We start from the raw sequence: 13,756 nt of genomic DNA, 5'->3' as shown, positions 1-13,756 counted from the left end.
GTGCCTCCTCCACGACCGCCCCGCGCAGGCCCTGCCCTCGGGCCGCCGGAAGACCCTCGCCACCGTCTCGTCGCCTATGGCAGCGTGGACGAACTCGACGAGCTGCCCGCCTACCCCGATCACGCCCAGCAGCTCGCGGGCCGCCTGCACGATCCGGCGCAGCAGCGTCAGCAGGTCGAGCTCGCCGGTCACCATCTGGGTGGCGTGCAGCAGGCCGCGCAACCGGCCCTGGGTGCCCATCACCTCCCGCGCGCACTCGACCAGTCAGGAGATCTTGCCAACGGCGTAGGAGGTGCGTCGGCGCAGCCGCGGGACGGCGAGCGCGAGGTGCTCGGCCCGCCGGTACGCGTGTTCCGCGGCGTCCGATGAGGACAGTGCGCCGTCGGGGTACGGCAGGCTGTCCAGGGCTTCGTGCAGCATGTCGAACGCGGTGAGGACCAAGGCCGTCAGGTGGCCGTCCGGCGGCGTCGCCGAGCCGCTCGGCCAGCTCGACCACGTCCTCCAGTGGCGTGCCGAACGCCTGGCGCGCCGCCAACGGCGTGTGCAGCTCCCCGCCGGTCGGCAGGCCCCGCGCGCGGTCAGCACCTCGGCGACCGCGTCGGCCTGGTCGCGCAGCACCACCGGCACGTCCGGCTTGTGCGGCGGGCACCACGTCTTGGGCACCTTCACGCCCCCGGCGGGAGCACGCCGCGCACGCCTCAGCCCTCCCAGGTCCAGTGCCGCACCTCCGGCAGGTCCTCGCCGTGGGCGCGGATCCACCGGCGGTGCCGGCCCTGCGCCTCGGTCATCCGCTGCCGCAGGACGCCGGCCGTCGCCACCAGGCCCGGTACCCGGTCGATCACGTCGATCACCAGCTGGAACCGGTCCAGGTGGTTGAGCACCAGCATGTCGAACGGTGTCGTCGTGGTGCCGTGCTCGGTGTAGCCGCGCACGTGGAGGTCGTGGTGCCCGGTGCGGCGGTAGGCCAGCCGGTGGATCAGCCACGGGTAGCCGTGGTAGGCGAAGATCACCGGGCGGTCCGGGGTGAACAGCGCGTCGAACTCGCGGTCCGAGAGCCCGTGCGGGTGCTCGTCGGCCGGCTGCAGGCGCATCAGGTCGACGACGTTCACCACGCGGACCGCGAGCGACGGCAGCTCCCGCCGCAGGATCGAAGCCGCCGCAAGGACTTCCAATGTCGGCGCGTCGCCCGCGCAGGCCAGGACGACGTCCGGTTCGCGGTCGGTCCGCGTGCTCGCCCACTCCCAGATGCTCACGCCCCGGGCGCAGTGCAGCGCGGCCTGCTCCGCGTCGAGCCAGTTCGGCGTTTCGTTCTTCCCCGCGACGACCACGTTCACGTAGTCGCGGCTGCGCAGGCAGTGCGCCGCGACCTCCAGCAGCGTGTTGGTGTCCGGCGGGAAGTAGACGCGCACGACTTCGGAGCTCTTGTTCGCGACGTGGTCGACGAACCCGGGGTCTTGGTGGGAAAAGCCGTTGTGGTCCTGCCGCCAGACGTGCGACGTGAGCAGGTAGTTCAGCGACGCGATCGGCCGCCGCCACGGGATCGCCCGGTGCACGCGGAGCCACTTGATGTGCTGGTTCACCATCGAGTCGACGATGTGCACGAACGCTTCGTAGCAGGAGAAGAGCCCGTGCCGGCCCGACAGCAGGTACCCCTCGAGCCAGCCCTGGCACAGGTGTTCCGAAAGCACCTCCAGCACCCGGCCGTCGCGGGAGAGGTGCTCGTCGGCCGGCTCGACCGCCGCCTGCCACTCCTTCGCCGTGACGTCGTAGACCGCGTCGAGCCGGTTGGACGCCGTCTCGTCCGGCCCGAACAGGCGGAAGTTCGCCCGGTCGGCGTTGAGCGCGAAGACGTCCCGCAGGAACCGGCCGAGCACCCGGGTCGGCTCGGCCTGCGTGGCTCCCGGTGAGGTGACCGCGACCGCGTGCGCCGCGACGTCCGGCAGCGAGAGCGGGCGCAGCAGCACGCCCCCGTTGGCGTTCGGGTTGGCGCCCATCCGCCGCTCCCCCGCCGGGATCAGCGCCGTGACGTCGGCGACCGGGCGGCCGGCTTCGTCGAAGAGCTCCTCCGGGCGGTAGGACCGCAGCCAGTCCTCCAGTTGCTTCAGGTGCTCCGGGTTGTTCCGGACGTCCGGGATCGGCACCTGGTGCGACCGCCAGGTGCCCTCGACCGGCAGACCGTCCACAACGGACGGACCGGTCCAGCCCTTGGGGCTGCGCAGCACGATCACCGGCCACACCCCGCGCCGTTGCGCGAGGAGGCCGAGCGCCGTGTCGAGCGCGGCCGCCATGGCCTGGTGCATCGCCGCCGGTTCGTGGCCTTCGACGTGGATCGGCTCGTACCCGTAGCCGCGCAGCAACGCCTCCAGCTCGGCCGGCGGGATGCGGGACAGGACCGTCGGGTTGGCGATCTTGTAGCCGTTGAGGTGCAGGATCGGCAGCACCGCGCCGTCGCGGACCGGGTCGAGGAACTTGTTGGCGTGCCACGACGTCGCGAGCGGGCCGGTTTCGGCCTCGCCGTCGCCGACGACGCACGCGACCACGAGCCCGGGGTTGTCGAAGGCCGCACCGAAGGCGTGCGCGAGCGAGTAGCCCAGCTCGCCGCCTTCGTGGATCGACCCGGGCACCTGCGGCGCCACGTGGCTGGGCACGCCGCCGGGGAAGGAGAACTGCTTGAACAGCTCCGCCATCCCGGCGGCGTCCCGGGTGACCTCGGGCCAGGCGTCGGTGTAGCTGCCTTCGAGCCACGTGTTCGCCAGCAGTGCCGGGCCGCCGTGGCCCGGGCCGGTGACGAGCAGGGCGTTCAGGTCGTGCGTGCGGATCGCGCGGTTCAGGTGGGCGTACACGAAGTTGAGTCCGGGCGAGGTCCCCCAGTGCCCGAGCAGTCTCGGCTTGACGTGCTCGGGGCGCAGCGGTTCGCGCAGCAGCGGGTTGGCCATCAGGTGGATCTGGCCGGCCGCGAGGTAGTTCGCGGCCCGCCAGAGGGCGTCCACCTGGGCGAGTTCGGTGCTGCCGAGCACCGCGGGCCGGGTGCCGAGCGCGGTCACGCCTTCCGCTCCGGGCGGACCACGAGCACCGGGCACTGGGCGTGCTGGACCAGGGCCTGGCTGGTGGAGCCGAGCAGCATCCCGGTGAAGCCGCCCCGGCCGTGGCTGCCCACGACGACGAGCTGGGCCTCGGCGGAGGCGGTCAGCAGCGCGTGCCGCGGCCGGTCGCGCACGATCTCCCGGCGGACCCGGACGTCCGGGTACTTCTCACCCCAGCCGGCGAGCCGCTGGCCGAGCAGCCGCTCTTCCTCTTCCGCCAGCATCGCCGGGTCGACCGGGATGCGGGCCGTGCCCCGGGTGTCTTCGTAGGTGAGGTCGGTCCAGGCGTGCACCGCCACCAGCGGCGCACCGCGCAGCGAAGCCTCTTCGAACGCGACGGCGAGCGCCTGTTCGCTGTTGGGGCTGCCGTCGACGCCGGCGACGACCGGTCCCTGCTCCGGGATCGCGGCGGAGCCGTGGCGGCCGCGGACGACCGCGACGGGACAGTGCGCGTGCCCGGCCACCGACGCGGCGGTCCCGCCGACGAGCATGCCCGTGAAGCCGCCGGAGCCGGTCGCGCCGACGACGAGCATCCGGGCGTGCCGGGACTCGTCGATCAGCCGCGGTACCGGCGGGTCGTTGGGCACCTCGGTGGTGATCGCGAGGTCCTTGTCGACCGACAGCGCGAGCTTGCGCGCGTCGGCGACCGCCCGCTGCCCGTCGGCCAGGATCGCGTCGAACAGGGTCTCCGCGCCGATGCCGGAAAGGCCGCCACCGTAGTACAACCCGGCGACCTGCAGGCCGTTGACGATCTTCAGCTCCAGGTGGCGCAGGGAGGCGATCTTCGCCGCCCACGCGACGGCCGCGCCGGCGCCGGCCGAGCCGTCCACGCCCACGGTGATCCTCGGGTCGATCGCGGTCATCGTTTCTGCTCCTCACCCGCGTAGGCGGTCTCGGCGGCGACGACGCCCGGCACGGCGAGCGCCAGCAGCTGCGCGACGTGCCGGTCGGTGTCGTCGTCGAACTGGTCGGTGATGTGCACGAACCCGTCCCGGACCTCGACCTTCCAGCGGCCGCTGCCGCCGTAGACCTCGAGCCGGTGCCGGACGTCCCTGGCGATCTCGACGTCTTCCCGGGCGAGCACCCGGACGACGTCGCCGCGGGTGACGATGCCCACGACGGCCGAGCCGTCGACGATCGGCATCGCGCGGATCCGCGCGTCCACCAGCGCCTGGCACAGGTCCGCGACGTCGGTGCCGGTGCTCATGGCGGTGGCGGGGGTGGTCATCAGGTCGCCGACCGCCTTGCCGGCGACGGTCTCGCGGGGTTCGTGGACGTACCGCGGGTCGGCCGGGATGCGGCCGCGGATCAGGTCGGCCTCGGTGACGATGCCGATGAGCCGGTCGTCGTCGTCCACCACGGGCAGTGCGGTGAAACCGTGCGCGGACAGCAGTTCGGCCGCCTCCTTGGCGGACGTCCACGGGTGCACGGTGATCACCGGCGCCGTCATCAGGTCGCGTGCTCGCATCGGGTGTTCCTGCCTTTCGGGTCACCTGTCAACCTAGGAAGCCGGCGTCCGGTGCACCGCCGCCATCGGTCACCGGTCGTGGGGCCGAAGGTCCCGCCGCAGCTCGCGTCGGAGGTCGTGCCACGCCGCGGGCAGCTCCGACGCGCAGTGCTCCGCCGTAGCTGCTTCGGCGTCCGCGTCCACCACGAACCCGCGCTCCGCCAGCACGCGCAGGTGCGCTTGCGCGACGACCGCGTCCTGGAACTCGCCGAGCAGGTCCTGGAACGTCCGCAGGGCCTTCGTGCCGGAGGGCAAGGCGCCGGCTTCGAGCGCGTAGCGCAGGCGCTTGGCGGCCTTGCGCACCTCGTGGACGGCACGATCGCGGTCCGGCGCGGCCGGCAGCGCGGCCACCCGGCCGTCCACCTCCTCGACCACGGCGCGGGCCAGCCGGGGCAGCACTTTCGCCGCGGGCCGGCGAACCGCTTTCCGCCACGGCTCTTCGCTCAACACGACCTCGAGCACGTCGAGCGCGTTGAGCAGCTGGACGTACCGGCGGCTGTCCAGCGCGCGCCGCACCCGGGCGTTCGCCTCTTCGGTGAGTTCGGCGAAGTAGGCGTCGGTGCGCTCCCCGGCCCAGGCCCGGGCCCGGGCCCACTGGACCTCGGTGTCCCGGGCGGGCGCGAGTTCGCGGCCCAGCCACCGCAGCGCGGCGCTGAGCTCCTTCAGCAGCTTCCGCCCGCCCAGCACCGGGGCGTAGGCCGAGAAGGCACCACGCAGCCGCCGGGCGGCCACGCGCATCCGGTGCACCGAGTCGGGTTTGCCCTGCCGGACGGCGAGGTCCGCGGCGGCCAGCGCGGCGATCTGCTTCCGCACGTACCGCAGCACCACGCTCCGTGCCGAGCCGTCGTCGGGCCGGGCCGGCGTCGTGAGCCGCTTGCCGAGCCGGGCGCGGAGCTCGTCCGGCCCGCCCCGCAGCCGGGCGACCGGCACCAGTTCGTCGTCCCGGGTGTAGGCGCGCACGAGCCGGGACAACGCCGGCGGCACGCCGTGATCCGCGCCGAAGACGCTGACCTGCCCGTCCGGGGTGTCGAGGCACCACCGTCCGGCGCGGGAGCTCAAGGTCAGGCCGTTCCTCAGCAGGCGCAGGCCCTCGGTGTCGAAGAACTCCGTCTCGTGCAGGATCGTGACCGTCGCGCTCATGACGTCTCCAGCCTTCGGCGGGCCAGCAGCGCCAGCCCGAGCAGGACGACGAGCAGCCCGGCGGTCACCCACTGGATCGGCGCCCGCACCCCGATGACCCCGAACTGGACCGCGAGCCAGCCGGCGAGCACCGCGCCGGCGGCCAGCGCCGCGACCGGGGCCCGGAAGTCGATCCGCCAGGCGAAGACGGCCGCCCAGGCCAGCGAACCGCCGACCACGAGCACGAGGGCGATGCCGGGCAGCACCCAGCTGGTCAGGCCCAGCGGGGTCAGCCACTCGACGGGCAGCCGGAACCCCGGCGCCCCGGCGATCAGCGCAATCCCGCCGTACACCGCGCTCGCGGCGAACAGGGTCTCGAACGTGGCCAGCAGGCGCATGGTCGCCCGGGTCCGCAGCGAGGTCATGTCCCGCTCCTCTGCGGCCGGACGACGGCGACCGGGCACGGCGCGTGCGCGACCAGGGCCTGGCTGGTCGAGCCGAGCAGCATGCCCGTGAACCCGCCGCGGCCCCGGCAGCCGACCACGATCAGCTGCGCGTGCTCGCCGCGCTCGAGCAGGGTGCGCACCGGGCGCCCGCGGACGACGTCGAACTCGATCGGCAGGTCCGGGTACTTCGCCTGCCAGCCGGCCACCTGCTCGGCGAGCTTGTCCCGCTCGGCCCGCTGGATCGCCGCCGGGTCCTCCTCCAGCGGGTGCGCGCGGAGCATGCCGTCGGCGAGGACGTCGCTCCAGGTGTGCACCGCTCGCAGCTCGGCGCCGCGCAGCCGGGCCTCTTCGCACGCGAACGCCACCGCCGCGTCGCTGTCCGGGGAACCGTCCGCGCCGACGAGCACGGGACCGGTGGCCGGCGGCGGGTCGTGCGGCGTCCGGCCCCGGACCACGACGATCGGGCAGTGCGCGTGCGCCACGATCGAGACGGCGGTCGACCCGACGAGCAGACCGGTGAACCCGCCCAGGCCGCGCGAGCCCAGCACGACCAGTTCGGCGTGCTCGGACTCCTGGACCAGCGCGGTGACCGGGCTCCATTCGCGCGCGGCGGTGACGACCTCGAGGCCCGGGTGCTCGGCGAGCACGGCGGCTTTCGCCGCGGTGAGCCATTCCCGGGCGCGGTCCGCCAGGCCCGTCCGGACCTGCTCGTGCGTGCCGAACGCGACCGGCGCGTTCACCTGCGGCAGGCTATAGACCTGCACCAGCCGCAGCGGACGACCGCGCCGGACGGCCTCCGCCCCGGCCCAGACCGCGGCCTGGACCGCGGACGGGGAACCGTCGATCCCGGCGACGACCGCGCCGTCAGCGAACCCGGGCATGGCCGTCCTCCCGGTGGATCTCCTGCCGGACCCGGTCGAACCGGCCGCGCGCGCGATGTTCTTCCGCCTGTTCCTCCTCGGCGGTCAGCACGATCGCGTCGGGGCCGGGGAAGACCGTCGACACGTGGTCGTCGGCCGTCCAGCGGACGACGTAGGGCGGGCTCCCGTCGGCCGAGCGGACCTCCAGGATCCGGCCGCGCTGCTCGGGCGCGTCGACCCACGGTCCCTTGACGACGAGCCAGTCACCCGGCTGTGCGAGCATGGTCATCACTTCCTCACGAGTCCACTGTGGACGGCTCGGGCCGCCGGGAGGCGCGGTGCGCCGCGACGGCGATCAGCACGACCCCGCCGGCCAGCACGAGGGCCCCGGAAGCGAGCAGGGCCAGCGCGATCCAGCCGAGGGCGGGCGCGGTGGCACCCGCTTCCGCGCGCACCGAAACCCCGCGCGACCCGTCGGCGTTCATCACCACGGCGGTCCACTGCCCGGCGAGCACCGGCCACGCGACGGTCTGCGTGCCCGCGCCGGACGCACTGGCCACCCAGACCCCCGCGTCACCGGGCGGGGCCGCCGGGGCACCACCCGCGTGCGTCCCGTCGCCGGCGACCGCGTACTCCGTCGCGGCCAGATAGCGCTCGACGTCACCCGAGCGGCCGATTCCCACGAAAACGGGACGGTCGCCGGTGGCCCGGATCCGGACGTCCCCGACGAAGCTCGTGAGCTTCGGCACCGACAATCCCTCCAGCCGCACGGGGTCGGACGCGACCGCGTACCCGGCCGAGACGAAGGTGCTCGACGCGGACAGGTAACCGTCGGCGTCGCGCTGGGTACGGTCGGCCCAGAGCAGGGTCGCACCCCCGGTGACCAGGCCCATCGAGCCGAGCACCAGCACCGCGCCGGTCACCGCGGCGGCGATCCGGCCCGCGGTCCAGCCCGCCGCGTGCGGGTGCGGTGCCTCCGGGTGCGGCGGCTCGTGACCGGCTTCCGCGCCGCCCATGTCGAGCCGGAACGGCGGGTACTCGTCGGTCATCAGGGACACGTAGGCCGCGACGCGCAGCACCCAGCGGTCCATGCCGAGCACGAAGTCGAAGATCGGCCGCGGGTAGCGGCCGGTGAACAGCAGCACCACGCCGGCCACGACGACCAGCACGCCGACGAGACCGCCCGCGGCCCAGTCGAACGTCTGGTCGCCGCCCGTGCGCAGCACCAGCCAGCTGCCCCCGCCGACGAACAGGCCGACGACCACGAAGTGCGGGATGGCCAGCAGCCACCACTTCACCAGCACCAGCCCGCGGGAAAGCCGTCCGGGATAGGCGATCTCGAGCCGCGCCGGGTAGTCCGGGACGTCGGCGAAGGTGAACGGCGGGTACCGGTCGGTGCCCAGGGCGGCGTAGGAGTAGTACTGCACCCGCCAGCTCCAGCGCAGCACCCCGGCGGTGAAGTCGAACAGCGGCCGCGGGTACCGGCCGGTCACGAGGATCGCGAAGAAGGCGGCGATCGTCACGAAGGGGTAGGCGAACCAGAGGAACGCCAGCACGACGTAGTGCGGAACGGCCAGCAGCCACTTCACCAGCCACAGCCCGCGGGACAGGGGCTCGTCCAGGGTCGCCTCGACCCGCACCGGGTATTCGCTCATGACACGCTCCTTTCGGCGTGGGCGAGGATCGTCCCGATCTCCCGGCCCCAGGCGCGGATCGTGGGCCAGTCCCGGTTGTCGGCGTCGGCGACCCGCAAGGCCGTCACGACGGCACGTTCGGGGAACTTGAGCGTCCGGCGGTCGATCTTCCCGCCGAACAGCCGGTGGCCGCGGGCGCCGACCCGGCGGACGAGGTCATCGACGACGACCGGCTCCTCGGCGGGGCGTTTCTGCTCGCCCACCGGGCCGCTGGAGAAGAGCCAGACCTGCCTCCGCCGCAGTTCGTCCGAAAAGGACTCCGCGAGCTTCCTGGCCGGCTCCAGCCAGTGTCCCATGTAGACGGCGCTGCCGAGGACGACGGCGTCGAAGCCGTCGACCGAGTGCACCAGGCCGGCGTCGCGGACCTCGACCAGCGACCACATCCCGGCTTCGGTCAGCGCGGAACCGATGGCCGTGGCCACGTTTTCGGCGATTTCCCTGGTGGCGCCGTGCCGGGTCGCCACCGCGACGAGAACCTTCATGTCGGCACCGAGGCTTCTTCCCCCAACTCGACGCCGACAACGCCGTAGATCGTCCTCGCCAGCGCGGTGACGACGCGGCGCTCGGCCTCGTCGACGAAGACGCCGCGGATGGTCACCATGCCGCCGGTGACGGAGATCGTCCACCGGTCGCGGTGACTCGAGTAGTCGGTCAGCAGCGCGTTGAGGTGCGAGGCGATCGTGTCGTCCTGGCGCACCATCGGGCTGAGCATGTCGCGGCGGCTGACGATGCCGACGAGCACGCCGTCGTCGTCGACCACCGGGACGCTGCGCAGCCGGTCGCCCAGCATCTTCCGCGCGATCTCGGCGACGTCGGTGTCGAGGTCCACCGTCACGGCCGGCGTGGTCATCTTCGCGCCCACCAGCACCTCCGCCGCCGGGCCTTGCCCCGGGAGGCCGCTGCGGAGCGCGTCGGCCTCGGTGAACATCCCGAGCACGGCGTCCTCGGCCCCCACCACCGGCAGGGCCGCCACGCAGTGCTCGGTGAGCTGCACGATGGCCTCGCGGACGGGGGTTCCCGGGCCGACCCGCACCACGGGCCGCGTCATGATGTCGCGTGCCTTCACGACGGCTCCTCTCCTGGAAGTTCAGTGCACGACCGCGACCGGGCAGGCCGCGTGCGCGAGCAGGTCGTTGCCGGTCGAGCCGAGGACCCCGCCCGCGACCGGGCCGCGGCCCCGCGTGCCGACCACGATCAAGCGCGCGTCCGGCGCGGCGTGCCGCAACGCACGGGCCGGGACGCGGTCCGCCACCGCCTGGGTGAAGACCTCGAGATCCGGGTACTTGCCGGTCCAGCTCGCCACGCGGGCCGCCAGCTTTTCCCGCTCGTCGACGCCGTCGCCGGTGTGCCAGGCGTGCACGACCAGCAGCGGCGCCCGCCGGTCGGCGGCTTCCTCGACGGCGAACCGCAGCGCGTGCTCGCTCGACTCGGAAGCGTCCACGCCGACGACGACGGGCCCGGTGCGGACCGCCTGGTGCACGGGCACCACCACGACCGGGCAGGGCGCCTCCGAAGCCACCCGCAGGGCCACCGAACCGATCAGCGCGCCGCGCAGGCCGCCGAGACCGTGCGAACCGAGCACGACGAGCGCCGCGCCGGCCGCGCCGGCGAGCAGCACGTCGGCGGCGAGCCCGAGTTCGACCGCCGTTTCGACCCGGACCCCGGGCGCCCACTCGCGGGCGATCTCGGCGCTGCGGCGAAGCAGGCGGTGGACGTGCTCCAGCAGAAGTTCGTCGTGTTCTCGCGGGGGTGAGTCGTCGAAGACGCAGGCGTGCAGCAGCCGCACCGTCGCGTCACGCCGGTGTGCTTCCTCCGCGGCCCAGCGAGTGGCGGCGAACGACGGCGCCGAGGCGTCCACCCCGACGAGCACCGGGCGGCTTGCGGTCATGGCTCCTCCTGCGGTCTCCGGATCAGCATGGGCGGGGCGCGTACCGGGCGGTCAGGGCACGAAGTCCCTTTCGCCGGGGACCAAATCCGCCTGTCCCGGCGGCCGTGTTCGCCGACGCTGGGACGATGACGACACCCGATCTGCTCATCGACCACTACCTGCCGCACCCGCACTTCGAGGTGGTGCGCACCGCGATCGTGGACGCGCCCGTGAAGGAGACCTACGCCGCGGCGCGCGAACTGGACTTCACCGACGTCCGCGGCGGCGTCGCGTCGGCCGCGGGGTGGCTGCGCATGCTGCCCGAGCGCTGGCACAACCGCCGCCACGGCCCGCCCCGCCGCCCGACCCGGCTGACCCCGGACGACCTCGACGCCGGCTCGGAGTGGACCCTGCTCGCCGACCGGCCGGGCAGCGAGTTCGCGCTCGGGGTGGCCGGCCAGTTCTGGAAGCCCGTGATCACCTGGCGCCGGGTGGAACCCGACGACTTCGCGGCGTTCGACGAGCCCGGGTTCGGGAAGCTCGTGCTGGCGGCGTCGGTGGTCCCGTACGGCCCGCACCGCACGCTGCTGACCGTGCACACGCGGGTCCGGATGAGCGACCCGCAGAGCTGGGTGAAGTTCCGCCGGTACTGGCGGCTCTCGCGGCCGGCTATCGGGTCCGTCCACACGGCGCTCGTCCGCGCGATCGCCGCGAAGGCCCGGGAGGGGGCCCTCGCGGCGTACACACGCACGGATCAGCCCTGACGGCCGCCGGCCGGTCCCTCTTCGGTGGCCGGGACGACGTCCGCTTCGTTCTCCTTGACCGCGTGGTGCTCGACCGCGTGCAGGTACCGGCCGACCTTCGGGCCGCCGTGCCGCCCGCGCTCGGCGACGTCACGCCGCGCCTCGGCTTCGATCGCGGCCTTTTCCTTGTCGTCCATGGTTTTCCTCCTCCGGTCAATGCGGCAGCAGGGTCGCCGCGTGGTCGGGTACGTAGGTCTGCAACCGCCGGTCGGTGCGGAAGTAGCCGGCCGGCTCGGGCCGCGGCGGCAGCGACACCGCCTGCCGCGGCACCTCGAAGTACGGCACGCTCGCGAGCAGGTGGGCGATCATGTTCAGCCGCCCGCGCCGCTTCTCCTCGCTTTCCACCACGAGCCAGGGCGACTCGGTGGTGTCGGTGTGGACGAACATGTCGTCCTTCGCCCGCGAGTAGTCCTCCCAGTGCGTCACCGACTGCAGGTCGATCGTCGAGAGCTTCCAGCGTCGCATGGGGTCGTCGATGCGGGCACGGAACCGGCGTTCCTGCTCGTCCAGGCTGACCGAGAACCAGTACTTGCGCAGCAGGACGCCGTCGTCGATGAGCAGGCGCTCGAAGATCGGGCACTGCTGCAGGAACCGGCGGTGCTCCTCGGGGGTGCAGAACCCCATCACGCGCTCGACGCCGGCGCGGTTGTACCAGCTGCGGTCGAACAACACGATCTCGCCCGCGGCCGGCAAGTGTTCGACGTAGCGCTGGAAGTACCACTGCGTGCGTTCGCGTTCGGTCGGGCTCGGCAGCGCCGCGATCCGCACCACGCGCGGGTTCAGGTGCTCGGTGACGCGCTTGATCGTGCTGCCCTTGCCGGCGGCGTCCCGGCCTTCGAACACGACGACCAGGCGAGCGCCTTCGGCCCGCACCCATTCCTGGAGCTTCACCAGCTCGGCTTGCAGGCGAAGCAGTTCGCGCTCGTAGACCGCGCGGGGGAGCCGCGCTTTCTTCCGTCCGGCCATACCCCCGACGCTACGAACTCCGCTCGTCCCGGGACTGCGGCCGGACGTCGGCGGAGCAGGGGCCTTTGGTCCTTCGCCCCGGGGCGGTGCGGCCCTCGCCCGCGTGCGCGGGCCGGGGGACCGTCGGGGTATGCAAGCGACGTTCCCGCTCGGGCGCCCGGCCGGCATCCGCGTCGGCGCGCACTGGTCCGTGCTCCTGATCATGGCCCTGCTGGCCGAGCTGCTGGCGCAGTCCCTGCTGCCGGCAGCCGTCCCGGGCCGCTCGCCGGTCGTCTACTGGGTCGCCGGCGCGGCCGGATCCGTGGTGTTCCTGGCGTCGCTGCTGGTGCACGAGCTCAGCCACGCGCTGGTCGCGCGGCACCACGGGCTCGCCGTCGAGCGCGTGACGCTGTGGCTGCTCGGCGGCAGCACCGAGATGTCCGACGAGCCGCCGGCACCGCGCGTCGCGTTCGCGGTCGCGATCTCCGGGCCGCTCGCGAGCCTCGTGGCCGGGGCCGCGTTCCTGGGGGCGTCGCTGCCGCTCACCGGCATCGCCGGCGACACGCTGTCCTGGCTCGGCTGGACGAACCTCCTGCTGGGCGTGTTCAACCTGCTCCCCGGCGCGCCCTTGGACGGCGGCCGGGTGCTGCAGGCCGCCGTCTGGAAGCGCACCGGCGACAAGCGGCGCGCCCAGGCGGCGGCCGCCCGGTCCGGCCACGTCGTCGGCGTGGTGGTGGCCGCCGCGGGACTGTTCGAGCTCCTGTGGCTGGGCAGCTTCGCCGGGCTGTGGCTGGTCGGCATCGGCTGGTTCCTCGCGTTCAGCGCCCGTGCCGAGCTCGCGGCCGGCCCGGCACGCGAGGTCCTGGCCCGGATCCGGCTCGGCGAGATCATGACCCGGCAGCCGGCGACCGCGCCCGGGTGGTTCACCGTGCGGGCGTTCGTCGACCAGGCCGCGTCCGCCCGGTTCCGCACCTACCCGGTGGTGACGTTCGACGGCCGTCCGGCCGGGGTGATCAGCCTGGCCCAGCTCGCCCGGGTGCCGGAACGGACGAGGGCGTCGACGCGGGTCGAGGACGTCTGCGCCCGCCCGCCCGAGTGCCTCGTGGCGAGCCCCGAGACCCCGCTGACGGCGGTCCTCTCGCGGATCGGCGGCCGCCCCGGGCAGGACCTCGCCCTGGTGGTCGCGGACGGCGCGCTCGTGGGCGTGGTGAGCCCCGGCGACATCGCCCGCACGGTGGAGCTGGCGGTGCTGGGCACCGAAGCCCACCGCCCCGCCCACTAGCCACGTCGGCCGAAGTTCGCGCGGTCACGCCAAAGGCAGCGTGAAACCGGCGGCGCCGGGCACCGAAGCCCACCGCTGCGCCCCCAGCCACCTCGGCCGAAGCACCCCGGTCACGCCGAAGGCAGCATGAAATACGCGCCCCCGGCGACA

16 protein-coding genes are annotated in these 13,756 nt (G+C 73.6%); 2 read left to right on the top strand and 14 right to left on the bottom strand.

Annotation, left to right across the window (positions count from 1 at the left end):
* Positions 1-264: 264 nt before the first annotated feature.
* The 12 genes from ACYVLJ_RS20550 to ACYVLJ_RS20495 all read right to left on the bottom strand — a co-directional run bounded on the left by ACYVLJ_RS20550 (position 265) and on the right by ACYVLJ_RS20495 (position 10,597).
* On the bottom strand, positions 265-663 hold the full coding sequence (locus tag ACYVLJ_RS20550) for a hypothetical protein (protein ID WP_460439859.1): 399 nt from the start codon (positions 661-663) through the stop codon (positions 265-267).
* A gap of 35 nt (positions 664-698) precedes the next feature.
* Complete coding sequence (locus ACYVLJ_RS20545) at positions 699-3,044, bottom strand: phosphoketolase family protein (RefSeq protein ID WP_460439858.1); 2,346 nt, start codon at positions 3,042-3,044, stop codon at positions 699-701.
* A complete protein-coding gene (locus ACYVLJ_RS20540) occupies positions 3,041-3,946 on the bottom strand; it encodes an adenine nucleotide alpha hydrolase family protein (RefSeq protein WP_460439857.1) in 906 nt (301 codons plus the stop codon). The genes ACYVLJ_RS20545 and ACYVLJ_RS20540 overlap by 4 nt, the downstream gene beginning before the upstream one ends.
* Positions 3,943-4,551: a CBS domain-containing protein gene (locus ACYVLJ_RS20535; protein ID WP_451987315.1), complete on the bottom strand. Its 609-nt coding sequence runs from the start codon at positions 4,549-4,551 to the stop codon at positions 3,943-3,945. Before ACYVLJ_RS20535 ends, ACYVLJ_RS20540 begins: the two co-directional genes overlap by 4 nt.
* 69 nt (positions 4,552-4,620) lie before the next feature.
* Positions 4,621-5,730 (bottom strand): CHAD domain-containing protein, encoded by a 1,110-nt coding sequence (locus ACYVLJ_RS20530; RefSeq protein WP_460439856.1) that lies wholly within the window; start codon positions 5,728-5,730, stop codon positions 4,621-4,623.
* On the bottom strand, positions 5,727-6,134 hold the full coding sequence (locus ACYVLJ_RS20525) for a hypothetical protein (protein ID WP_460439855.1): 408 nt from the start codon (positions 6,132-6,134) through the stop codon (positions 5,727-5,729). The genes ACYVLJ_RS20530 and ACYVLJ_RS20525 overlap by 4 nt, the downstream gene beginning before the upstream one ends.
* Positions 6,131-7,036, bottom strand: coding sequence for an adenine nucleotide alpha hydrolase family protein (locus ACYVLJ_RS20520; RefSeq protein WP_460439854.1), 906 nt, complete (start codon positions 7,034-7,036; stop codon positions 6,131-6,133). Before ACYVLJ_RS20520 ends, ACYVLJ_RS20525 begins: the two co-directional genes overlap by 4 nt.
* A complete protein-coding gene (locus tag ACYVLJ_RS20515) occupies positions 7,020-7,298 on the bottom strand; it encodes a DUF1918 domain-containing protein (RefSeq protein ID WP_460440190.1) in 279 nt (92 codons plus the stop codon). Before ACYVLJ_RS20515 ends, ACYVLJ_RS20520 begins: the two co-directional genes overlap by 17 nt.
* Positions 7,299-7,311: 13 nt before the next feature.
* On the bottom strand, positions 7,312-8,670 hold the full coding sequence (locus tag ACYVLJ_RS20510; protein ID WP_460439853.1) for a DUF4389 domain-containing protein: 1,359 nt from the start codon (positions 8,668-8,670) through the stop codon (positions 7,312-7,314).
* Positions 8,667-9,191 (bottom strand): flavodoxin domain-containing protein, encoded by a 525-nt coding sequence (locus ACYVLJ_RS20505; RefSeq protein WP_460439852.1) that lies wholly within the window; start codon positions 9,189-9,191, stop codon positions 8,667-8,669. The genes ACYVLJ_RS20510 and ACYVLJ_RS20505 overlap by 4 nt, the downstream gene beginning before the upstream one ends.
* Positions 9,188-9,775, bottom strand: coding sequence for a CBS domain-containing protein (locus ACYVLJ_RS20500; protein ID WP_460439851.1), 588 nt, complete (start codon positions 9,773-9,775; stop codon positions 9,188-9,190). Before ACYVLJ_RS20500 ends, ACYVLJ_RS20505 begins: the two co-directional genes overlap by 4 nt.
* A 21-nt stretch (positions 9,776-9,796) precedes the next feature.
* A complete protein-coding gene (locus ACYVLJ_RS20495) occupies positions 9,797-10,597 on the bottom strand; it encodes a universal stress protein (RefSeq protein WP_460439850.1) in 801 nt (266 codons plus the stop codon).
* A gap of 125 nt (positions 10,598-10,722) precedes the next feature.
* On the opposite strand from ACYVLJ_RS20495, the gene ACYVLJ_RS20490 reads away from it, so the two are divergent.
* Entirely contained in the window at positions 10,723-11,340 is a 618-nt protein-coding gene (locus tag ACYVLJ_RS20490; protein ID WP_460439849.1) for a hypothetical protein, read from the top strand.
* Here the strand turns inward: ACYVLJ_RS20490 and ACYVLJ_RS20485 are convergent.
* Positions 11,331-11,516, bottom strand: coding sequence for a hypothetical protein (locus tag ACYVLJ_RS20485; RefSeq protein ID WP_460439848.1), 186 nt, complete (start codon positions 11,514-11,516; stop codon positions 11,331-11,333). The genes ACYVLJ_RS20490 and ACYVLJ_RS20485 overlap by 10 nt on opposite strands.
* A 16-nt stretch (positions 11,517-11,532) precedes the next feature.
* Complete coding sequence (ppk2, locus tag ACYVLJ_RS20480; RefSeq protein WP_460439847.1) at positions 11,533-12,345, bottom strand: polyphosphate kinase 2 family protein; 813 nt, start codon at positions 12,343-12,345, stop codon at positions 11,533-11,535.
* 130 nt (positions 12,346-12,475) lie between these two features.
* Here ppk2 and ACYVLJ_RS20475 point away from each other — a divergent pair, with 130 nt between their 5' ends.
* Complete coding sequence (locus ACYVLJ_RS20475) at positions 12,476-13,606, top strand: site-2 protease family protein (protein WP_460439846.1); 1,131 nt, start codon at positions 12,476-12,478, stop codon at positions 13,604-13,606.
* Positions 13,607-13,756 lie beyond the last annotated feature (150 nt).

Source organism: Amycolatopsis stemonae (genome assembly GCF_054781455.1).
The sequence above is the reverse complement of the archived record's forward strand: the minus strand, read 5'-3'. Positions and strand labels throughout refer to the sequence as shown.

Coding starts and splice junctions, on each gene's coding strand:
- ACYVLJ_RS20540 (WP_460439857.1), bottom strand. CDS start 3,946: ATGACCGCGATCGACCCGAGGATCACCGTGGGCGTGGACGGCTCGGCC.
- ACYVLJ_RS20535 (WP_451987315.1), bottom strand. CDS start 4,551: ATGCGAGCACGCGACCTGATGACGGCGCCGGTGATCACCGTGCACCCG.
- ACYVLJ_RS20530 (WP_460439856.1), bottom strand. CDS start 5,730: ATGAGCGCGACGGTCACGATCCTGCACGAGACGGAGTTCTTCGACACC.
- ACYVLJ_RS20525 (WP_460439855.1), bottom strand. CDS start 6,134: ATGACCTCGCTGCGGACCCGGGCGACCATGCGCCTGCTGGCCACGTTC.
- ACYVLJ_RS20520 (WP_460439854.1), bottom strand. CDS start 7,036: ATGCCCGGGTTCGCTGACGGCGCGGTCGTCGCCGGGATCGACGGTTCC.
- ACYVLJ_RS20515 (WP_460440190.1), bottom strand. CDS start 7,298: ATGCTCGCACAGCCGGGTGACTGGCTCGTCGTCAAGGGACCGTGGGTC.
- ACYVLJ_RS20510 (WP_460439853.1), bottom strand. CDS start 8,670: ATGAGCGAATACCCGGTGCGGGTCGAGGCGACCCTGGACGAGCCCCTG.
- ACYVLJ_RS20505 (WP_460439852.1), bottom strand. CDS start 9,191: ATGAAGGTTCTCGTCGCGGTGGCGACCCGGCACGGCGCCACCAGGGAA.
- ACYVLJ_RS20495 (WP_460439850.1), bottom strand. CDS start 10,597: ATGACCGCAAGCCGCCCGGTGCTCGTCGGGGTGGACGCCTCGGCGCCG.
- ACYVLJ_RS20490 (WP_460439849.1), top strand. CDS start 10,723: ATGACGACACCCGATCTGCTCATCGACCACTACCTGCCGCACCCGCAC.
- ACYVLJ_RS20485 (WP_460439848.1), bottom strand. CDS start 11,516: ATGGACGACAAGGAAAAGGCCGCGATCGAAGCCGAGGCGCGGCGTGAC.
- ppk2 (WP_460439847.1), bottom strand. CDS start 12,345: ATGGCCGGACGGAAGAAAGCGCGGCTCCCCCGCGCGGTCTACGAGCGC.
- ACYVLJ_RS20475 (WP_460439846.1), top strand. CDS start 12,476: ATGCAAGCGACGTTCCCGCTCGGGCGCCCGGCCGGCATCCGCGTCGGC.